Here is a 22,583-nt window from a genome sequence, read left to right on the forward strand (position 1 = left end):
ACTCCACAAATATCCTGCATTCTTTTTTACATATTCATAAGATTACATCCATCTTAGTACACCACTAATTTCCCATTTTCTGGATAATACCCTTCCCATCCACATGGAAAATTGCCATTCTCGTAAACCAAGATTAAATCGAGGAAAAAATGTGGGATAGTTTTGCAATCACTATAAGCAAACTCCATAATAGCATGCAGCACATCCCATTTAACACAATCAATAAAACTATTGCCGAGATTGTATTTCTCCTCATAGCTCCATAGTTTATCTGATAATGACGATTCAATATACCCCTTCGCCTCGTTCACAATTTTATTCCATTCTGCATATTTATTTGGATATCTACTATTCAAAAATTCTGTTAACATATTTCTTGCCTCTAATGTGGTATCCTCCCATTTAGCATCTGTATACCATGTTTTGGCCTGTTCCCAATTTTCAACCTGAACAATACTTTGATTTATATTACCCGGAGCTAGTGGAGCACCACAATTCGTAAACCAATTAATTCTATCTATCCTGTCAAAGATTATTTTGTCTACTTTCAATGTAACTCACCTCTCTAAGGTGTTCGGGTTATTTTAATACTACCACTTATTAATTAAAAGGGGCTGTCCCATGTGTTGTGCAGAGTCTGTATGGGCGAACTGTCCACCATCTCCACTTCTGATGTACCTTAACGTTTGATCGTCAGGTCGTCCGGCGAATCATACGTGTAGTTGTACATCATGGTCCGGCTGGGCACCAATGCATAGGTACTTCAACTTATCATACGTGTTCTTTTAGTTCTCTTTCTGCAGTAGTAGATTCTTGGACTACTCATACTTGAATTGCTATAAAACGTATTACCGATACGTTCGTATCCGTCAGGCGAGTGAGCTGGCCCGCGGCATCGTATTCCCGCTGCTCCTGACTGCCATTCGGACGCTTCGTATCGATGAGTTTCCCGCTCGTATCATAGCGATACCGGGTCAAACGTCCGTACCAGCTTGGTAGCAATACTGCACGACTTGTCCATTCGGACAGTTCAGCGCTGTCATAATAGTATGATACCAAATTATTACCTGTAGAAGATGTAGAAGTTTAGTGGTTAAAGAAAGTCTTTTGCTGCTTTTTGTATCTCAACGTTACCCGAAATTAAACCTTTGTTGATAAATACACTAAGAAATTCCGGAATCATTCCCTTCACTAACTCTAACAATCTCAGGTACTCCCAATCGTCTTCAAAATCAATCGTTACATTGGACACCTCAAAAAATAAACTGTTAACCACACTAAAGATATTTCTTTTATTTTATTTCTTCCTAACATAATCACAGATAGGTTTTGACTCTGACAAGCATATTTCATTAATATAAAAAGTATATTTTTTCCGATCTCAATTGGGAAATTTTCAATATTTTTAATATTTTCGTATGCATTAGGTAGAACATTATCAAGAGCTTTGCTTATTTGTAACTCATAGGGATCTATTATATTACTATCTGTCATTTTTTACCTCCGTATTCCCATGGTAAAGATTTAAACAGTTTATTGAAATCATCAACAGTCATTGGGCGACTCGGGTAAATGGTATGATGCTTCCTCTTTTTATGTACTATGGAGTTGGAATGGATCCTTTATAGCTATTTCTCACAGCTTACTCCACTCATCGTTTTAAAAATGCGGTACACCATAAGGTATACCGCAATGGATCTACAATTTTCTTTGACTTGTTGGTCACATCGGTTATCATTTCTACCTCTGAAACTAATGAGGATGCGGTACCTGTGCACTAAAATCTCCCATCTGTAAGATCTGCAGGTAGAAGACCACGTCTCCGTCCCGAAATGCAACCCGATTTCCGTATTTATCTTCTACCTCACGCTCGAATCCTTCTAGCAACCATTCGTTCATCTGCGGCACATGGATACATTGCAGGTGCGGTTGAACCAAACGAATGTTTCGTCTAAACTCAGATAAGACTTTGACAAAGACTACCCACGAATATTTACATTAAAATACAATTTTTCCAAACTCATATTTACAGTAGTTTAGATTCAGAAATTTATATAACAGTTTTACAAGGGCAGGGTGAAGATCACTTCAAATGGATCTTTATCTTCGAAAAATTCATCATATAATTCCCTAACTTTAGTTGAATCTAGATCTTCTTCTTGCGTATTTATTAACTCATCCAACTTTTCTAAGGTATTCACTTCTTTTAGGGATAGTACATTTGTCTTAATAAGGGTATCTTTGTTGTTCGGGAGTAAACCTCTAGGCCAGCAATCCTCATATACGCCTTTGTATGAATCGTATAAGAAGTGGATTTTACTTATACCTGCATATTTTCTGATATGTGGATGAATCAATAATAGGAATTGAGCTATAATCGCTGAACGTTGGCTTATCTTTGAATATACCTTCGCTTCTTCAAGCCAATCTAATGTCTCTATTTCTAAATTACATGGGGCCTCCAAACTTAATCTAGAAAGTATTAATAGACAATATTCTTTATCCAACTTCTTGACCAATTTCGTCACCAACTCGTGCTCAGTGATTCCTATATGAAGAAATGAGGTTAAACAAAGGATACTATCATTTATACTAGTAGCATATTCACTCAAACACCAAATATAATCATTTAGTATTTCCTTATAGTATATTCTGTCACTTTCATACCAAAAGAAAGATTGTACAATCGCTTCTATTATCGAAGCTTTATCATACTTGTCAGTAACGTTGGGCAAGAGTTCCTTCAAATTATTAATGAACTCTTCTCCATAATATCTCATCAAACTAGGTTGATATTTAATCTTTTCTAGAATGACAAGAAAGGTTTGGTATTCTTCTGTATCCTTTTCATTCATTAAATACTTCAATAGTGCATTCATATATTCTCTTTTTTCATTCAAATTTAATCCCTCCTTCATACTAAGTTTTTAATTCATCTGTTAACACTTAATGCCATTGTACTATATTCCACTTAATCCCCTCAGAAGTTTGCTTATAAATAACACGCATGACTCCATTCTCACCATTTTCACCACGCACATAAACAGAATTCCAACCCCCATAATTTTGCCCACCTGTACTACTTCGGTTACTTAAAACATGGTCGTTCAAGGCCTGTAGGCGTTCTCTAGCACTTGCATTCCCCCGGGCTTGTGCAGCAATATCATCCAGTATTTGATTCGCTCTGTTAATTTCAAATTCATTTAAATTTCGACCTTTAGGATTCCCCCCCACTCCCGCTGTCGGTTTATCTAAAAATTGACGGTCGCCTTTAGTTTCACCCTTACACAACCCCAACGGATCAATATAACTCACTGGATTCCCGTTCACATACGCATATCGGTTAAACGTCTGACCATCCTGAAACTCTCCGCGAATTACATCCCGGTTCAGGAACCGTTTCAACTTCGGGTCATAGTACCGTGTCCGCATCAATACAGTCATAAGGATGTTAACAGTTTAATATAAGAAAACCTTGAACGGCTTAAAACAGCGCTCAAGGTTTTCTTATATATATTAATAGTAATTTAGATGCAGGCGATTCATTTATAATAGTTTACAATGGTAAGGTGAGAATCACCCAGGTTTGATTCATAATTGTAGGAACAAGCTTATAGTTAATGCAATTCTACTAATTCCTCTTAATATCCTCGCTAATTTGCCTTACCAAACAGATTTGCAATTTTATCTATTTTCGTATCTGAGTATTAATCAGAATTTTTTGATCATTTTTTTTAAATTTTTTATAAAAAATCGGAAATTTAATCCAACATTATAAATAAATCCCTCATCAAATTCATCATTTGCATCCCAGTAGAATACGCCACCATTTCCACTGATTTTTAACAAGATCTTCCCTCCTTCGGCAACTTCTCCGATAACTATAAATTTTTCTGGTATCTCTCCTTCATATTCGACTAAATTCCAATGTGCTAAATCGTATCTTTTATTTGGGTGAATTCCATAAAATGCTTCTAGAGGAATTGCTTCATTTAATTCTTCTACAATAACGAGACTTAAATGTACAATTGGGGTACCACCATTATACCGACTGAGGAAAACTCTATAATCTTCTGGTAACCTAAAACCCATCTCATTCTCCAATTTACTTATCATTTGTTCCGTAGCTGTTCCATAATCTTTTTTTAAATTTATAGAAGAATCCATTTCTATAGTTTTTAAATATTCCTCATATTCATTTATGAAATGTATCTTTTCATCGTCTGCAAGTTGATACGGACTAAACAACCACGATATATATTCGAATCGTCTACTTTTCGTCATTTCATCCCACTGAAACGGCTTATTTTTAATCATTATTGATAGAGATCTGGACCAAATCCATTCTTTTTTTTTCTCTAACCAATTTTTCCAACTTTCTATTTTGTAGGGGTCTGTTTCAGACTGTAAGCGCACTATAGTATCAAGTAAACGGGAAGCCAACTCAGCTGAAATAGGACTCGCGTTCATTCGCGAATCTGAAGAGATCAAACTGAATTTACTTTCCATTATTAAACTGTTAAGCATAAGTAACTCGGATTCTTTAACAATTGTCATCCCATGTTCTGATTCATTCATTTGAAGTCGTTCTCCTTTACTGTAAAATCAGCATGTTTTCCATTCCTAATAGAACCATTAAATATTAATTCATTATCCTGCGTTTCAACACCTATCCTATCATAAAAATCATTTTTCACTTTCACTTCTACTTCTATGTGTTATAACTACATCCGGTCTTTGACCAGCAAACAATACAGCATTAGCGTCTTTTGAAGAAACTTTCTGATCTGTAAGATAAACTTTACCATTTTTCGCACGAATAACTCCTGTATCTGAGATAATCTTAGCTCCCATCTCGTCAGTGTAATGATACAATGTATTGTCACCATCACCGCGGAGCATGCTTCCTTTGTTATCTCCAGCTGTCGGTTTATCTAAGAATTGACGATCACCTTTAGTTTCCCACTTGCTCAACCCTAACGGATCGATATAACTCACCGGGTTGCCATTCACATACGCATACCGGTTAAACGTCTGCCCGTCCTGAATCTCTCCACGGATCACATCTCGGTTCAAGAACCGCTTCAGCTTTGGATCATAGTACCGTGCACGCATATAATACAGTCCGTTGACATCCGTCATGACCCCATCTCGACCATTATATGCAAACGGCTGCTGGGTTAATCCTTCATGCTGATCCAGCTCCCCATATAATCCATACGTGTAACGGTCCGTCACCCGGTTCTGCTCGTCCGTTAGCAACGTCGTACTGCCTCGCAGGTCATAATGGTAACTAAGATACGTTCCGTCGGCATCTTCGCGTCCGATTAGACCCAGACCATAGATGTAACGGGATTTCACATTTCCTTCCCCGTCCATCTCCATCAGCACCCGGCTAAGTTCATGCGCATCGTCAATGACATAGCGGGTCACTTGCCCTCGCTGGGCGAGTTAATCCCACATCCCAATACACATCGAGATCCGCACTTCAATAGGTTCCATCCGTCTGATGGGCAAATCGGTTGTGACGTCCCGCTGTCCAGTAGACATCAACGAAAGGCGCGCATTCAACTTAAGGTTTTTGTTAGTAGCATAAAGTCCTACTACATGATCTACTTGATTTTAGGCATGCAAAAAGCTCATTCTTCCTCGTTATCCGAGTTGGAATAAGCTTTTGAATTAAAATCGTCCAGTAAAAGTAACGCCATAGGAGTTAATTCGCAGGTTAATATACAATAGAACTATCAAATCTCATGCTTTCTTGTTGACTGTATTGATAACATCAAGTAAATTGTTTTTTAAATCATCAAGCATATCTTCCACATACTGAAAGTACCCGTCTACCCCTCTATGAATTATTGCATTCATTACAGGATGGTAATCTTTACTTGTCGCTTTAATCAAATCCTCGGCAAAGTCTACTGCTTGCTTTTCACTATATTTAAACTCGTTAATTAGTAATGCAATTATCAGAGCATGTGCCTGTGGTTGATTAAAATTTCCCTTCTGAACAATAGCATTTAAAGCACCAAAACAAAATGCAGAAATAACTTGTCTCTCAACCTCTGATGTATCTTCGAACCGAATACCAATTATTTTAAATAGTTTAGATAAAAACAGTCGTAATTCGTTTGCAGCATCACTTACTTCTATCTCATCAAATTTTGAGTTTAAAAAGTCAGTCATTATTTATCCCCTTTCGCGTGTATTCTAAATAAGAATTTAGTAAATAAATAGCGTGCCTTTAGGCCATCTTCCACTCCATCCACATGGACAGTGACCGAGTTTAAACACTTCTAATAATTCACTGAAAAATTGCGGACAACCTTTAAACTCAGCAAATGTACGTTCAATACCTGCATTAAGCAACAACCAACTTAATGTACCCCCAAATTCTTCTTTAACCTGTCTATCCTCTATAACATCGATAAGATTAGCAATAGCAGTTTTATACTCAGGGGACTCTCTTACTGCAATAACAGTTGAATTGAATTCTCTAACACTATAACCTAATTTTCTCATAATAAATTCTGACAGTTGATTTCTACTATTCGAAATCACATCCTCCCATTCATCCTTCTCATCATATTCTTCTGCTTTTTCCCATCCATCAACTTGTTCTACCGAACAAACTAAATCAATTTCAATTGGTTTACCACAATTTGAAAGCCATTGAATACTTACAATCTCGTTTAATAATTCCTGACTAACTTTAATCTCTTTCATTGATCATCAGTCCTACTTTCCAATAATATTGTTAAAACTCATGGTTTATAATCTCTATAAACACCATAAATTCTACCCGGAATCTTAGGTGATCCATCTTTTCCAATCTTTAAAGGAGCGTCCATTCCACCAAGTAAACCATACTTTACTCTTTGATGAATTGCTTCTTGCAAAGTTTTCTTCACCTGATTAGGGGATAGACCAGCTGCCTCCAAGGATCTTTTTAATGCTCTAGTATATTCTAAATTTGTTGGGATTTCACCAACACGTGCACCTGCGGAATATTTTTTGGTAGCTGGTCTAAATTGATCCCAGAATTTTTCCATTTCTTGGTGAGCCTTGTAGTGTGGAGTACCGATAGGTCCACTAATGATGTTACCCTCAAGTTCAATAGTCACACCTCTATCAGTTGGAATTGATGAACCGTATGCTGCATCCTGGTTTAGATGATGCTTCTGACTTCCAGATCGATCGTTCTTCCATTCTCCATACTCTTTAACCACAATATCATCTGAACTACCTGTACTCTCAGAATTCGTTTCCTTCTTATACAATCCCAGCGGATCAATGTAACTCACCGGGTTCCCGTTCACATACGCATATCGGTTAAACGTCTGCCCGTCCTGAATCTCTCCACGAATCACATCTCGATTCAAGAACCGCTTCAGCTTCGGATCATAGTACCGCGCCCGCATGTAATACAGTCCGTTAGCATCCGTCATGACCCCATCTCGACCATTATACGCAAACGGCTGCTGGGTTAATCCTTCATGTTGCTCCAGTTCGCCATATAATCCATACGTATAGCGGTCCGTCACCTGGTTCTGCTCGTCCGTTAGCAACGTCGTACTGCCGCGCAGGTCGTAGTGGTAGCTCAGATACGTTCCGTCGGCATCTTCGCGTCCGATTAGACCCAGACCATAGATGTAACGGGATTTCACATTCCCTCCCCCGTCTATCTCCATCAGCACTCGGCTCAGTTCATGCGCATCGTCAATGACATAACGGGTCACTTGCCCTCGCTGCGCGAGTTCAATCCGGTCTCCCTGCGGGTTGTAGCGATATTTCAGCTTGCCTGCCTTCACCAGACGGTTTCGGGCATCGTATTCGTAAGCGGAAGCGGTGTTACCATCCGTTGCATACAGCAGATTACCGTTGGCATCAATCTCCACCGGATAGTCCCCTATCCGCTGAAGCCGGTTATCCCAGGTGTAGTGCAGATGCTGCGTGGGCGAAACACTCGTGGATTCCGTTTCAGAGATCCCTACTTGTTCGGTTGTCAGGTTCCCCGATGGATCATACGTGTAGTGTACAACACGGCCTGGCTCGGCGCCACTGCGTAGGCGTTTCAAGGTATCGTACGTGTACTGTTTGTTTTCTTCCTTCAGCAGCAAGCCGCTTGGGCTGTATTCGTACTTGAATTGCTGTAAACGAATGCCCTGTCCGCTCGTATCTGTCAGGCGAGTCAGTTGGCCCGCGGCATCATACTCCCGTTGCTCCTGGCTGCCGTTCGGGCGCCGAGTCTCGATGAGCTTCCCGCTTGCATCATAGCGGTACCGGGTCAGGCGGCCGTTCCAGTCCTTCACTTCAGCCAGTTCACCCGTGGCTTGGTAACGATACTCTACCACTTTGCCATCCGGATAGGTCAGTGCCGTCATCCGGCCTGCCGCATCATACGCATATTGCAGGAGATGCCCAAATCCATCGGTTCGGGTGAGCAATCGTCCTGCCGCATCGTAGGTTCGTTCCTCATGCTGCTCGGCTTCCAGCACACGGGTCACCTGTCCATCGGGCGTGTAGGTCAGTACGATTTCGCCTGCTTCATCACTTGCCCGGATAAGGCGGCCCGCGGCATCATACGTGTACCGGGTTTCCTGACCCTTGGCATCCAGCTTGGTACTTAGCCAGCCGCGATCATCATAGGTGTACGCCGTCCGTGCGCCTGCCGCATTTGTTTCCTGCAGCAAGCGACCACTGCGGTCATACGTTAGACGGGTCTCGTTTCCACTGGCATCAGTGTAGCTCGTATTCCGATCTTCCCCATCCCATGTCTGGCGATAGGCCACTTCATCTGCGCCTTCGCCTTGAATGACTTCGGTCAGGCGGTGCGCGGCATCGTAGCGATAATGGCGGGTATGCCCATCCGCATCGGTATCTTCGACGCGTTGATGGAGGGCATTGAACCGCAGCCGCGTCATGTGGCCGAGTCCATCCTGCCAGGCCACGGGACGACCAGCCGCATCATAGGTCAACTGTTGGACGGTCCGTCCTTCGCCATCGATGACGGAGACCAGACGACCTGCACCATCATAGTGATACTTCGTGATGTGTCCTAATGCATCGGTCACGGTCCGCAATCGACCTGCGGGGTCATAGGATAACTGCGTGGCTTCACCGAGCGCATTCGTTTCGGCGATCAGGCGGTTTTCGGCATCATAGGTATATTGCCGAGTGTGACCGAGCGCATCGGTGATAGTGGCGACTTCACCGTTCGGCGTATACGTATACTGCATGGAGGCTCCAGACGGACGGGTATCCCGAATGCGCTGCCCACTGGCATCATACACGGTCTGCCACGTGAGGCCCAGCGGGTCGGTGATGGATGTCAGGCGATCTGCACCATCGTAGCTCCGGCGACTCACACTTCCCGCGGCATCCTTCAGTTCGACGAGTCGGCCTGCTTCATCCAAGCCGACTTCCACACGTCGACCTTCGGGATCCAGCGTATACTGCAGCTCACCTGTCTCGCTATAGGCATAGGTCCAGATGGCTCCCGTGAAGTCCTGGTACGTGGCCGTTTGTCCTGTTTCGGTGTAGGTCCACTTGCCTGTACTGCCATCTGGACGGGTCACTTCGGCCAGACGTTGTTGATCATCGTACTGGTAGCGGGTTACGCCACCTTCGGCATCCGTTTCACGCGCAACTTGGTGGTGCGCAGTATAGTGATATTCCGTTTCATGACCCAGTGGGTCGATTTCGCGGATCAGATGCCCATCCTCATCATAGACATACGTCGTGGTTTCGCCCAGCGGATTCGTCGCACTGGCCATCTGTCCTCGTGGCGTGTAGGTATAACGAGTCATACCGCCATCTTCGGCATGCACTTCGAGAAGCTGTAAGGCGTCATCATGCACGAGGATGCGCGCCTGACCCAGCCGATTGGTCACGGTAGTCCACGTCTGACCCGGATGACTCTCGGTATCATACGCCATCTGCCCTGCTACACCGGATGGGTCGGTTTGCGCAATGATTCGGTACTTCTCGTCATAGGTATTGGTAAACTGAACAACGCCAGCTTCGCTCAGCGACATCAGACGCCCTTCGCCGTCATGGGTCATTTCCGTGATCGTACCGTCCGGTTCGGTTAGACGCACCAGGAATCCTGCGCTATCATAGCCAAATGTCGCTTCACGCAAGGCATCCCTGACTGCGGCAAGGTTTCCTTCCGCGGTGTAGTCCAGTGTCAGCACACGTCCCGTGACCCGGTCCTGCAACTGCTGGAGTTTTCCTTCTTCATCATAGACCAGATCGAGTGACAATCCGTCCTTGTTGATGTGGCGAAGTAGTACGCCATTGAGATCGAATTGGTACGTTTCGCGCGGACTACGGGCTGTATAGAGCCAACCCTGCTCGGTGTAGATCAGCTCGTCATGGTTCACATCCAGGTCATCACTGCGGTAACGGCCGTCCCCTTGGTGCGTAAATCGGTTTTTCCGTCCCGGCGTCCAGCAGACATCCACGATGGGTTGGAATGCATTACTAGCTTCGGCTTCGCTCTGAGAATCCTTCGGAGTGATGTCTAACCGCAGACCATATTGATGTGTCCAAGCTGGGCCTAGCTCTCCCCGCTGCAACAGTCCCGAATGGTAGATTAGGGTGAAGGGCCAGTCGGCTGCTCCGTGCAGCGTCAGCAGACGGTGATTCATAAACTGATGACCAGTCGCTGCGTGAATCGGATCCTCCACTTTACTTTCTGCATGTGATTTCTGAGGGTTCTGCGTTTCGGTGTTTCGACCCGTAGAGGGGGATTGCGACGAAGTTTCGATATCCTTCGACTTGGGCGTCGTGGTCGTTTCTACGCCTTTGGCGCCTCCAGTATTCGGTTTTTTGTCCAATATCTTGGCTGCAGCTGCACCCGTTGTACTTGCAACGCCAGCCATGCCTGCTTTCTCCCCATCGGTGAGTCCCGTATCGTGGCGTGTGGACCCGGCATCGCTTGGCGCATCGTCTGCTTTGCCCGTTGGTTTGTTACTGGTCATTGGCGCGTCGCCTGTATCCTTGGAACCTGCGGGGGCTTCGCCTGCCTTGGTCGACTTCGGCGTCGCTCCGGCAATATCCTCCCCGGCTTCTCGGGTCGAGTTCCCGGGTACTCCCGCCTTGTTCGGACTGGTCGGGATCGCATCGATTGCATCATCGGCGTTACGCCCGACGGTTTTTGCTGCATCTACGGCGTCGTCCGCATGCTTCACCGCTTTCCCGGTCAGATCCATGGCTTCATCCGCATATTTAAAGAGGGAAGCCGCTTTATTGGCTCCTTTCCCCAACGGCCCCAGCACGGAGAGACCTCGTTCGTACCATGCGAGCTTCTCTCCGGTCAGCAGATCCCGACCCGTGATGGCCTCGATGATCCCTTTCACATTGCCGACGACAGGCAAGAAATCCAGCACCGTCCCCAATGCAAAGGTGAGGAAGCTCGCCAGCTTCCCCCAGTTGAATTTTTTGCCCTCCCGATCCGCTTGTTCATATTCTTCTCGTTTGCGACGGGTCAACTCCGACAACAGTTCCAGCTTGCTTTGCAAGCCGTCCAGTTCCCGCATCAGGTGGGTGAATGTGCTTTGTACCCCACCTTGGCTGAGGGTTTTATAGCTTAGGCTGTTCATGGACCGATTCAGGTCCGCACGTAGATCCCCCATCTCATCCGCGGCTCCGTTCAGACTTTTTGAGGTCCGCTTCAGGTCAGATAGGCTGACTTCCAATTTCACATTGCTTCCCCCTTATTTCTTCTTCGCAGCAGCTGCGGCTGCCGCTGCGGCCGCTCGTTGTCTTTCGCGTTCCTGACGCTCACGTTCCTGGCGTTCTCTCTCTCTGCGCTCTTCTTCAAGATCTTCCTGCATGAACTGATTGGCTAACGCTTCCAGTCGTCGTGCGAATTGTTCCATTTCATCCGCTGTCTGCCTCATCCGTTGAGTTGTGTCCCTGAAATCGTCCATAAAGTGTTGATACACTCTACCCTTCCAGATCATGGACTGTACATTACTATTAATACTGGAGCGTTCATTCTCCAGCTTGTTGCTGTTGTTGCGTAATTTGGAGGCAATGCTCCGCAGTTTACCGACGTCAGGCCGAATTGGCATATGTACATCTCCTTACTTTATTGAATCTGCCTTACTGAATCTCTCGGAAATGGCTTTAAGCTCGTCCCCTACATCCTTCAGTACAGTTGATACACTTTCCAGCTGAACATGGGCATCTTTGTAAGAGGAATAGAAACGCTCTTGAGATTTCCCCTCCCATTCCCCTGTAATTCCATCGATCAATGACTTCAGCTCTCTGGACAAAGCAATACTTTCCTGACTGCTGGCCAGAAATCGGGTAGCAATCTCCTTAATACGTTCAGGTTCAATTTTGATACGGTCTGCCATTTATTTGACCCCTTTCCCATCCAGTTTTTCGATTTGATCCGCAAATCGTAATAATGCTTTTTTCAATATGGCCGGCTTGTATGGCTGGAATTGAAGTGTACCCTCCGTCAATTCAACCGCCAAATACAACTTGTCTCCCCATTGCGCATAGTGGTAATCCTCCTGATGCCACATCAGTCCATGCCTCTTCATAAACATCATAGAGCCTGAGCGCTCCCCATTACTGAAGATGTCTAACGCAAGCTCTGCCTGTTCTTCCGTATGTCCTGCTTGAACCAGTCTATTACGCTGGTCTACTTCGGTAAGCTGATTCCATTGATCCCACGTGCAGTCTTTGATGACCGCCTTTTTGGCTGCACTCTTATATTGAAGTGTCAGTGGAAAGAACCCTTTCATAGCTTCTAACGTTAACTGGGCATCTGCCACAGGAACAAGGACAATGCCTCCTAATTCATCTGCTGTTTGTTCAACAACGATTCGAGGAGTGAAATAGTAGTGACCTGTGTATTTCCCAGTACCCTCAATCTTCTTACTCACATGCATCACATCGGCACTGCCGCAAGCAGCAATGCAATAGGCGAGCATTTCATTCATATCATAGCCAGTCCCCTCTTGCTTCGGAACCAGATACCCTTTCTCCACAAATGTCTTTTCGATTACCTTATATTCCGCTTCCAATTCCTTAGCCAGATACCCGCGATAAGGATCATCAAAGTTAGCTATATGACGGACTCCTACCAACTGAGTCAAGAAGAAAAATTCTTCAGGAGAGAGTTGAAATGACCACTCTTCCGTTAATTCATTTTCCAAGATAAAGCACTCCTTCAATCACTATTTAAATAGACCAATAACATAAATAATCAGTGCAAAAACCAGCGCACCAACTGAAGCAACTATTACATAGATCCACATACGGTCATAGGTGGACTGTTTATTCTGCTGGATCAGTTGATACCAGCCTTTTTTCACGAGGGTCTGCTTAGGTTCAGGGTTAAAGACAGTCTGATCTATGCCTTCTTGCACCTGCTCCATGGCAATGGAGATTTCAACATGAAATGGCGAACGATCGTTAAATTGCTCAATCAGCTTGCCATATTCCCAGAAGGCTGATGTCAGATTCCCCTGACGTTCCAATTGACGGGCTCGAGACAATTGATTCTCTTGGGCGTGACTCAAAGCGTTAACAGCATACTCACTCGGCAAGTGAATAGATTCCTCTGCTGGTTGCTCCAACTCTATTTCCATTTCAGATGTTGAAATCGCCTCTTGCTCCACGAATTGCTTCGCTGAAGCCAGTGCAATCTGCCACTCTCCAAAGGTTGGGCATTGCTGTAGTTGCTCTGCATTCCACAACCGATCTAGCAATGCTGCTACTTCAGGGCCATACTGCTGCTCGAGCGTCGCTTGAAGAAGTACATAGCGCTCACTTTGTTGCTGGATTTCTTGTGGATCAAAATAACTATCTCCCCACGCTTGCTTACATATGTCTGTACTCGACCAAGCCAGCATCTCGGCAAGCAGGATTCCACCAGCAAATCGATCCGCAAGGGGACTCCAGTCCCCATACTCTCTAAGGAAAGTGGCGGTATATCCCGTTGCACCCTCTGGCAGATTATCGGGTTCCTCCAATTGCTTGGCGTACATTCCTTCCACATCAACTAATTCAACAGACATGTCCTCCGCCTCTTGATTAGGGCCCACGATCAGCAGATTAGAAGCTGACAAGTCGGCATGGGCTATGCCAGCTTGCTCCAATACAGCCATGGTAGATACCAAAACCATTGCCAATTTCATTGATTGTTCCCGAGATAGTGCTTCTCGGCCAAGCATTAATTCACTCCATGTCACACCATCAATCCATGGCATATGTGCACCGTAAAGTAATTCAGGATAATGTCCGAGCAACTCCATATCTTCTATCGGATTCAATATCGTTCGTGACCATACGCTCAGTCCCGAGTGGACTGTGAGGTCTGCCATGAGCTCTGTTAACTTCATGACAGAGGGCTGTCGGAAGGCTGGGCGGAACACCTTCAAGGCACTGTTTTCTCCCGAGCTGTTAATAAGCTTGTATACTGTGCCTTCCCTGCCCTCCTGACCATAAGGCATGCCTTCGAATTGAGGGTGCTGGACCAGTCTGTAAACTTGGTTTCTAATTCGTAGTTCTGTATTTATATCAGGTGGAAACACGATTCTTGCTCCCCTTTGCACAAAAAAAATGATTCGAAATTATATTGTTGAGAAGGAGTTAACCTGCTCAATGCGCAGATAGCTTCCATCCATTGCTTTTACATCCTCCAGAGACTGCTGAAGGTCCATGCTATTCCACTCGCTTCCATCACTGCTAAGATAGTAGCGATAGTTGGATGCTTGAAACGTAAGGGCCATACCTTCATTTAATCCTTTGAGCATGGGTTCAAGTAATTCATGCAGAGGTATCGTATTAGGTAGCTCTATATCTGTCTTTTTTCCAGTTGCATCAATAATTAAGGTCAATAATGTTCGATCCATGTGTTCTCCTCCTTACGGTTACATCGGGGTAGAAGCAGACATCTGCAGCCCTAGTGAAATTAGGTCTTTACTTGTACCAGGCAGCATCATAAGTGCACCCTTCTGAATCGAATATCCGGATTCCATCATCATTTCGCGATAGCTTTCGGGTACAACCGAAGACATTCGTTTTAATTTCTCCGAATAGGGGTCCACCACGAAGGAATCCGGCATCATACCTTTCCAAGCTCGTGTATCGCGAATCCGGCTAGTGGAAGCATCCTCTGTAATAAAAATATTTTCGACCAGCACTTGTCCATCAGGGACAGACATGGTTTTGATCCGTTCAACAATCGGTTCAGGATCTTCCCCTGTGTAAATGCCATCAGTCATATGACAGATCAGAGGGGCAGGACAGTGCTCCATGTTACGAAGCTCAGACTGAATAATCTTCTCCGCTTGTTTGAATGCCTTCGCCGTGTCTGTGAATCGTTTCGGGTATAGTGGTGGCAGACTTCCACGATTAGCGATACGATCAATAGATTTAACACCATCTAGTAGATCGTATACTTCATCACTGTAGGCAAGAATCGCGATTCGATAACGAGGAGACACTTTTGATCCTTTCGTTGATCGGTAGACGATCTGGCGAATAATCGTCTGAAGTCCCTCGTTAACAATATCCATCCTCCGTTGTCCTTCAAGCTCAAGTGTCATTGAACCGCTAATATCAATTAAATAGATTAGTAGAGCGGGGGTGCTTCCCGTCGCATGTACTGAATAACTCATAGGAATAACCTCACATTTTCATACTCTGGATATAGAAAAAGCCAGGTAAGTTTACCTGGCTTCTTATGTAACGACTACTGTTGGTCTGCTTGTCTGAAGCGAGTTGCAATGGATTTCAACTCTGTGCCTACTGCACGAAGCATTTCTACGTAAACTGTCATGTTCTTCTTGTCAGACTCAAATCTGTCGTAGAATCCTTGGGAAGTCATACCTTCCCATTGGGAGCGCATGGATTCCATCAAGGAATTCAATTGCTGAGCCAATTGCTCGCTTTCTTGTGCTGCTTGGTCAAACTTCGATCCCGCGTTATCAATTTCTTCGGGTGTAATTAAAATCTTTGCCATTCATATCTTCCCCTTTATACCATTTTTATAAATTTTACCCATTAACTATTGTATACAAAGAACTAGTGAATTGCCAAACATTTTTTGGGAAAAAAGACTCATATATGAGTCTTTTTTCCTTCAATGTCTTAATTTACGACAAGAACTGCGTTTCTATTTATTTCTGCTACTTGTTCTTCTACTTGAGCAACCCCATTGGCAAATGCATGTACTGCTTTCACACTTACGAATTTCCGCTTAATATAGTAACCTTCTCCATCCGGCAATACTCGACTGCCTGAGACATAAGGAACTTTAATATTGAACAGCTCAGTATCTGTAGATTCAGCTGTACCCAACAACCAACCGATCTGACCGGATTTAATCTCTTTCATCCACTCATCATAATTACGGTTAATGGCATTGGCTTGCCCAGAAACGATAATATAGACACCGTGCTCCCGTCCATTACGGGTGATGTATTCCAGATGACCTGTAATCGTTCTGGAGATACGCTTAGCCAGAAAATCAACATCGTCCATAATCAGAACCATTTTCGGAGCAAATTCATCCGGATCAGCAACTCTCTCTTCCAGTTTGGTACGCAGATTTTCGATCATTTCTTCCATCGTTGCTTCATTGGTTGCGAATGCCAACGTATGCTGTAGATCTTTCAGGGCTCCCAATCCTTGAGGCGTGCGTCTAAAGTCGCATAAATAGAGTTCAAGCTCATCCGGCGAATACTTCATGGCTGATATCAATCCTATCGTGACGAGCAATGACGTTTTACCAGATTCCATTCTTCCGGCAACTATGAAATATGGACCATCCGCTTCCATATCCCATCCCAACATTCTCAAGCTATCAATGTTCATATGAACGGGTAGCGTAGGATCAGACACAATATTAATATCTTTCAACACTTCTGGAATAGCAATGACCTCAGGTAATACTCGAATGGACTCTGGTTTAGCAGTCGTACAAGCAGCATCAAGTTCTGCAAACTGTTCGCGCAATAACTTGGCACGGGAAGACTCATTCACCGCATTAATGGATAATGCCGTTTGGAACTCATATGGAGGGATTGTTCCCTTCACAAAGGCCCTTCCTTCCGGCATCTGTGTTGGTGCTTTGTTCAGCCTTCCTACGGCATAGTTATAGTCCCCTGCATCTGCAAGCATATATGAGACAGCATTTGGGAAGTTACTGCGGATTCGTTCTAGCATGTCCGAAATCCGGTTAATGGTTGCGACAAAGTATATCCCTAATCCCGGTCCTTCACGAAGAAGGGGGTCCAGCTTCTCATGAAGCTTCTCGAACTGCCCTCGGAAACTAACATAGCTATCGATAATAACAAGTATGGCCGGCAGCGTATTTCCGGTTTCGGCGCAGTAAGACAATCTGGATTTCACTCCCGTTTCAGCAAACAGTGTTTTACGTTTACTAATGGTCTCTTCCAGATAATTGAACAATCGGTTCATCTTCTCTTCCTGATCATCCTGAATGACATCCGCTACATGAGGTAACAGTGTATAATCCTTCAGCATTCTTCCGAAATCGAGCGCATAGATATTCACATCATCAGGTGTTGTTTCCATTGCCAGTGAATAGAGCAAGGTCTGGATAAATGTTGTTTTCCCCGTACCTGGCATACCATATATTAGCCAATGTCCTGATTCCAGATCAATCCGAAGTGGAAATTGTCTTTGGTTCACTACATCATCAATAAGTCCAACCTGCGGATTCAAAATTTTACCTGGTTCACTTGGACTAACAGCCAGATCTTCCAAGGTCAAATGATTAGGCAGCGGCTCCAGCCAAGGACCTGGTAGACGCTGAATACCTTCGCGTTCTGCTTTCATCGCGATATGCTCAATAAGAACGTTTAATTGTTTTTTACTGAGCGTCTTTTCTTCAGAAGGTTTTGTTTCCTGAATCAACTCGAGCTGGTCTCTTAACTTGGTCTTGCGTCCATCCAATTCATAAGCGTACATATTGCGGTCAGATTGCGTAATACTCTGATCTGGTCGATACGGAGCACCGCTCCATGCGAATTGAACGGATTCAAATACTTCATTACTGCCGACCTGTAGAAAACCACGACCCGGGTTTGTAATATGAGCAGCATCCGGAATTCGGATCATCTCACGACTATCACTTTCGTCCTGAACTCGAAGACAGACTTTATAACGGGAGTTACTCCAGATTTTATCATCTACAACGCCGCCTGGTTTCTGAGTTGCCAAGAGCAGATGCACACCCAATGTCCGACCAATAGCCGCAATGGAAACCAGTTCACTCATGAACTCCGGTTGGTCTTTTTTCAGTTGTGCAAACTCATCGATGACAATGAATAGATGCGGGAGAGGATCCCGATCTTTCCACTCTGTAAGGTAATATTCGTCAATATGCTGAACATTACCAGCAGCAATGAATAACCGCTGTCTTCGTTTAAGCTCGGCTTTAAGAGAAACCTTAGAACGTTCGATTAACCCTTCTTCTTCCAGATTAGTTACTGTGGCAATAACATGAGGCAATTCCTGAAACGTGTTGGACATGCCCCCACCTTTATAGTCAATCAGCATAAACGCCATATCATGGGGATGATATTCAACCGCAAGTGATGCAATAATAGATTGAATAACTTCACTTTTACCTGAACCGGTTGTTCCTGCCATAAGTCCATGAGGACCATGTCCTTTACGCTCGATCTTGTCATGAAGGTTCAGCAGAACCGGCTTTTTCCCCCCTCTAACACCCACAGGGAAAGGCAGGGTATTAGGATATCGTGACTTCTGCCAATTGTTTTCCACATGAAACTGTTCTATATTTTGTATTCCAAATAGTTCAAACAACGTCAATACATTTACAATCTCATCCGCAGAATTTCGCTTGATCCGATAAGGAGCGATCTGACGCGCAAATTGATCTGCTTGTTCCAGTGTCATCTGATCTGATTTGAAGGGTTGCACAAATGGAATCTCATCCTTAGGCTTGGCATAGGTAGCATCGCCAGCGGAACCACCCGTTACATTCGTTGAACGCATGACCCCTTCAGCCGAATGCAAATCAATAACAAGTTCACATTCCTTCGGAAGAACGTCCTTGCTCGGTGCAAGGACGATGCTGCAGACGCCAATGACCTCTGAGCTCTTCATCATCAAAGGAAGAATAGGTTCATGCTCCAGCATCTCAATGAACGGCAGGAAACACACGTAAAACGGGAGTGCTTTCTCCCCCTTGTTCAACCATTGGCGACGCTGTAGCATCGTAAATAATTGCTCCATCAATTGAGGTTGATATCCACGTTCTTCGAACAGATATCTGCCCGAACGGGTGTCGTTCCACACATGCGGAATCCACCTCATCCAGTCCCAATTTTCTCGTTGTATCTTATTCATAAATACGGCCATCTTCAGCTCGTCAGGTGCATGATGTGCCGCAAGTTGTGTCACAATGGTACGACAGAACATATTCAGCTCTTCTTCATCACCAACAAGTCCGATAATGCGATATTTACTCAAGTCCAGCAGGGCGGGAGCATTCGTAATTGTAGTGAATTTCTCCGTCATTTCCCTCGCTTTTTCAAGCATTGGGTCCTTCTCGACTCCATTTTGCTTAGGCACTTTAATGTCGAAGTTACTTGGCACAGTTCCAATGCCGACACGGACTTTCAAGAAGTCAAAATCCTGTGGAATCCGCTCCCATACCGAAGAACTTCGCTCCTTGACCATATTGATACAAAATTGTGGATCCAAATGGGTTTGGTGCCAGTTCAAAATCAATTCGTTTTTCCAGTTCTGCAGCGTTTCTCTGTTCTCATTAATGTGATTGTCGTATAAACGTTCACGATCTTTAATTTTCTTGCGATGCTTCGCTTTACTCTGAAAATGAACGAGTACAGGTACAAAATATGAAACGACCATCATACAGAGGGAAATCATCTGTACGGTTACAAATTGCCCATTCCCCCGACTTTGGTAAAAAGTCATCATTGCCGCCCCACCTGCAACTGTAACCATGATGGGAACCATAATCGAGATAATGTTCAGTTGTGGTGGTTGAGGAAGTGAGGGCGGGGAGAAAATTTCCACTTCCTCTCCCGAGGTTTCCTTAATAATCCTAGGCGATCTCTTATAAAAAAAATGGGACATGCTCAGTCTGCCTCCTCTACAACGTATTTTTTTAGCGATTCATGCAGCCCTTCGGATAATAACCCGCTGCTGCTGCATCTCTTTCACTTGAGAAGGTCTCATCTTCCCGATAACCATAAGAACATGTACTAGGGTAATAATATTTAATACCGGTTGTCAGATCGACAGCGCCTTTAATCTCTGTTTTCTTGACCAGTCGGCCTCCACCAAGAGCATAGTTGTTATAGAATTGGTCCCCTATCGGAATTCCTTGGATAAATGCCATAATTCCAATATCATCGATGGAGTTGATCCACTCTTCCTGTGAAATCTGTGGAAGGCTAAAGGTATAATGGACTCCGTACCGAGTCGCGTACTCATTATGTTTGTTTATATAATAAGCCAGATCCTGTTGAATGCTCTTCACGATGACACTCTTTCGCATCGCTTCAAAATTGGCTGAATTGTCTAATAAAGGAATGTTGGTTGTGCCCTCCAAATCTTCACGGAACCCTTCAACCCAAGCCTTTGCGTAAGAATCATACGCATATACATAACTGTCCAACGTGAAATTAATACTGTTTCCTCTGTCGTCCGAGTACGAATATGGTTTCTTCGGTCTCCACATATGCTTGAATACCCTATCGCTATTGGCATCCCTGTACTCATCCACTGCGTACAAGTCATAGCCATCGTAATCGATGACGGCAACTGCTGGAATATATCCGGCAAGAGCCCCCTGTCTAACAGGGTCATTGACAACATCAAAATTCAAATAGAGTGTGCGAAAGAAAGTGTCCAGCGCTCTCTCTTTATTCGCAAAGAAGAATTTTCTCGACTGATAACCCGCCTCATATTCTTGGAGTACATTCATATTTAACATCTGAGAAGCATCCTGGACTGCAGTATGCAGTGAAGCTGAATATTGATCAGATAAGGCCTGAGCCGTTTTTTGGTCTCCTGTTCGGAAGTCCATAACCAGATAGAAAGGGACGAAGATACAGATAAAGAAAATCGCCCAATTAGTAATCTTCATTGATTACCATTCCCCCGTAAGGAACATAGACCTTAACGTTACCGTCCGTGATGCCTCCAGTAAAAACATCACTAAGAATTGTTGCCATAGTACGATTAACATTTTTCACTTTCACGGTGAAGAAGTCCCCTACCGCCATGACATATCTACGATTCAGATCAGATGCTGGGCTATTGGGAAACAACCTCTGCATAATTTCCTGATTATAATGACCATCGAAGTAGGTCGTGAAACTATCACGGAATGTAGCCGGATTAGCCGGATCGGTATATTCCGGATTATATTTCTTGTGTAAATGTTCCATCTGGATGTCATACTGATTACCCGTAGCTCCGAGCTTTTGGTTAAACTCTAGATACATCTCAGGAGTGATATACCCCTTGGTTCTAGCGGAATCCACGAATGTAGTCACAGCTGAGTGGATAACAATCTGAGAGAGGTCGTCCTGTCTTTGAGCCTGTTGGAACAACGGATACAAGAATAACAACACGATGGCAATGAAAATGCCTAATATTTTGGAGAAAGAGTTTTCCACACTAGCTCACCCTTTATGTAAAAACAATGGTTTGTACTTTGCCTTGACTGTCTCGAATATATGAAACAACATAGGTTCGATTGAGATCGACTCCTGATACATCAATACTTTCAATATCATCTGAACTATAGAAGTATTTATTAACTACACGAATATTGGCGTCCAAGGTTTTCATTTGTCTTATGCTTTGAAGAACCTCTGCACCCGTGTAGGTAACTTGCTCCGTAATTTCAAGACTTGTGAACAATCTTCGCTCTTCATTTACTGCGGATTTATGCGTAACGTTAACTGCTGCATCCTGAGACTGAATGCCTCCAAGAGCGAACATGCAAGCCACGATTAGAATGCTGATTTCAGCCGCGACCAGTATGAACTTTTCCATCGTTTCGCTCATTGGAGAACCTCCTTCTTAACTAAATTGAAGCAATTAACTATTGTTGCTTAAAAATGATACCTCTAATCATATTATTTGCGTCTCTAACTATAGAAGATTGAAATTTCCCACTCGGATTAATATACAAAGCACTTGATTGATCCTCAGCATAGTTTAAGTAAGTGTTTTTACCGCCAATCACTTCCGTAACCAAAGATCCGTCTATAGTAAACTTGTTACCATAGAATGTACCCTCAGTACCCTTTTGTTTCCCCGTAACAACTTGTATGCCAAACTGCTCCTGATTCATATACTGCCGCACAGCATTCAGCACTTGACTTCCTGACAATGTAGTATTGCTGTAAGTCTGGTACTCAGTATCCGACAGCTGTGTTGTAATTGATGCCATCTTCGTTTGTCCCTGTTTTGCCGCATCCTGCGACGAGATCGTAATAATAACTACAATCGTAATCAACATGATGGTGAGGAATATCCCCGCTGCGACCCGTATCCCGACGCCTGTATTTTCTTCCATG

Annotated in this window: 23 protein-coding genes; all 23 read right to left on the reverse strand. The window is 44.1% G+C overall.

What is annotated here, in order from left to right; all coding sequences use genetic code 11:
* Positions 1–53 precede the first annotated feature (53 nt).
* The 23 genes from AC1S8V_RS24820 to AC1S8V_RS24930 all read right to left on the reverse strand — a co-directional run bounded on the left by AC1S8V_RS24820 (position 54) and on the right by AC1S8V_RS24930 (position 22,582).
* Positions 54–551 carry a hypothetical protein gene (locus AC1S8V_RS24820; RefSeq protein WP_482071175.1) on the reverse strand — a complete coding sequence of 166 codons (498 nt, stop codon included), beginning with the start codon at positions 549–551 and terminating at the stop codon, positions 54–56.
* A 271-nt stretch (positions 552–822) separates the two neighbouring features.
* Complete coding sequence (locus AC1S8V_RS24825) at positions 823–1,059, reverse strand: RHS repeat domain-containing protein (RefSeq protein ID WP_482071176.1); 237 nt, start codon at positions 1,057–1,059, stop codon at positions 823–825.
* Between the two features lie 180 nt (positions 1,060–1,239).
* Positions 1,240–1,494, reverse strand: coding sequence for a hypothetical protein (locus AC1S8V_RS24830; protein WP_482071177.1), 255 nt, complete (start codon positions 1,492–1,494; stop codon positions 1,240–1,242).
* A 258-nt stretch (positions 1,495–1,752) separates the two neighbouring features.
* On the reverse strand, positions 1,753–1,899 hold the full coding sequence (locus tag AC1S8V_RS24835) for a hypothetical protein (RefSeq protein ID WP_482071178.1): 147 nt from the start codon (positions 1,897–1,899) through the stop codon (positions 1,753–1,755).
* 164 nt (positions 1,900–2,063) lie between these two features.
* Positions 2,064–2,900, reverse strand: coding sequence for a hypothetical protein (locus tag AC1S8V_RS24840; RefSeq protein WP_482071179.1), 837 nt, complete (start codon positions 2,898–2,900; stop codon positions 2,064–2,066).
* 46 nt (positions 2,901–2,946) lie between these two features.
* Positions 2,947–3,444: an RHS repeat-associated core domain-containing protein gene (locus AC1S8V_RS24845; protein ID WP_482071180.1), complete on the reverse strand. Its 498-nt coding sequence runs from the start codon at positions 3,442–3,444 to the stop codon at positions 2,947–2,949.
* A 267-nt stretch (positions 3,445–3,711) separates the two neighbouring features.
* Positions 3,712–4,578 (reverse strand): SMI1/KNR4 family protein, encoded by an 867-nt coding sequence (locus AC1S8V_RS24850; protein WP_482071181.1) that lies wholly within the window; start codon positions 4,576–4,578, stop codon positions 3,712–3,714.
* A gap of 108 nt (positions 4,579–4,686) precedes the next feature.
* Positions 4,687–5,433 (reverse strand): RHS repeat-associated core domain-containing protein, encoded by a 747-nt coding sequence (locus tag AC1S8V_RS24855; protein ID WP_482071182.1) that lies wholly within the window; start codon positions 5,431–5,433, stop codon positions 4,687–4,689.
* 318 nt (positions 5,434–5,751) lie between these two features.
* Entirely contained in the window at positions 5,752–6,186 is a 435-nt protein-coding gene (gene imm48, locus AC1S8V_RS24860; protein WP_482071183.1) for an Imm48 family immunity protein, read from the reverse strand.
* Between the two features lie 36 nt (positions 6,187–6,222).
* On the reverse strand, positions 6,223–6,726 hold the full coding sequence (locus AC1S8V_RS24865) for a hypothetical protein (RefSeq protein WP_145153958.1): 504 nt from the start codon (positions 6,724–6,726) through the stop codon (positions 6,223–6,225).
* Between the two features lie 38 nt (positions 6,727–6,764).
* Positions 6,765–11,708, reverse strand: a complete 4,944-nt coding sequence (locus tag AC1S8V_RS24870) for an RHS repeat-associated core domain-containing protein (protein WP_482071184.1) — start codon at positions 11,706–11,708, stop codon at positions 6,765–6,767.
* Between the two features lie 12 nt (positions 11,709–11,720).
* Positions 11,721–12,080: a WXG100 family type VII secretion target gene (locus AC1S8V_RS24875; protein WP_339298013.1), complete on the reverse strand. Its 360-nt coding sequence runs from the start codon at positions 12,078–12,080 to the stop codon at positions 11,721–11,723.
* A gap of 12 nt (positions 12,081–12,092) precedes the next feature.
* Complete coding sequence (locus AC1S8V_RS24880; protein ID WP_150364197.1) at positions 12,093–12,368, reverse strand: WXG100 family type VII secretion target; 276 nt, start codon at positions 12,366–12,368, stop codon at positions 12,093–12,095.
* Positions 12,369–13,178: a hypothetical protein gene (locus AC1S8V_RS24885; RefSeq protein WP_482071185.1), complete on the reverse strand. Its 810-nt coding sequence runs from the start codon at positions 13,176–13,178 to the stop codon at positions 12,369–12,371.
* Between the two features lie 21 nt (positions 13,179–13,199).
* Positions 13,200–14,558, reverse strand: a complete 1,359-nt coding sequence (locus AC1S8V_RS24890) for a hypothetical protein (protein WP_482071186.1) — start codon at positions 14,556–14,558, stop codon at positions 13,200–13,202.
* A gap of 39 nt (positions 14,559–14,597) precedes the next feature.
* On the reverse strand, positions 14,598–14,879 hold the full coding sequence (locus AC1S8V_RS24895; protein WP_076210973.1) for an EsaB/YukD family protein: 282 nt from the start codon (positions 14,877–14,879) through the stop codon (positions 14,598–14,600).
* 18 nt (positions 14,880–14,897) lie between these two features.
* Complete coding sequence (locus AC1S8V_RS24900; protein WP_145153652.1) at positions 14,898–15,647, reverse strand: vWA domain-containing protein; 750 nt, start codon at positions 15,645–15,647, stop codon at positions 14,898–14,900.
* 74 nt (positions 15,648–15,721) lie between these two features.
* Positions 15,722–15,991 carry a WXG100 family type VII secretion target gene (locus AC1S8V_RS24905; RefSeq protein WP_186812447.1) on the reverse strand — a complete coding sequence of 90 codons (270 nt, stop codon included), beginning with the start codon at positions 15,989–15,991 and terminating at the stop codon, positions 15,722–15,724.
* Positions 15,992–16,119: 128 nt separating this feature from the next.
* Entirely contained in the window at positions 16,120–20,124 is a 4,005-nt protein-coding gene (gene essC, locus AC1S8V_RS24910) for a type VII secretion protein EssC (protein ID WP_482071187.1), read from the reverse strand.
* A 31-nt stretch (positions 20,125–20,155) separates the two neighbouring features.
* Entirely contained in the window at positions 20,156–21,139 is a 984-nt protein-coding gene (locus AC1S8V_RS24915; protein ID WP_482071188.1) for a hypothetical protein, read from the reverse strand.
* Positions 21,126–21,674, reverse strand: coding sequence for a hypothetical protein (locus AC1S8V_RS24920; protein WP_145153661.1), 549 nt, complete (start codon positions 21,672–21,674; stop codon positions 21,126–21,128). Before AC1S8V_RS24920 ends, AC1S8V_RS24915 begins: the two co-directional genes overlap by 14 nt.
* 13 nt (positions 21,675–21,687) lie before the next feature.
* Positions 21,688–22,068, reverse strand: coding sequence for a hypothetical protein (locus tag AC1S8V_RS24925; RefSeq protein WP_340912938.1), 381 nt, complete (start codon positions 22,066–22,068; stop codon positions 21,688–21,690).
* A 37-nt stretch (positions 22,069–22,105) separates the two neighbouring features.
* On the reverse strand, positions 22,106–22,582 hold the full coding sequence (locus AC1S8V_RS24930; protein WP_482071189.1) for an ABC transporter permease: 477 nt from the start codon (positions 22,580–22,582) through the stop codon (positions 22,106–22,108).
* Position 22,583 lies beyond the last annotated feature (1 nt).

This window comes from Paenibacillus sp. B46(2026) (assembly GCF_056786355.1).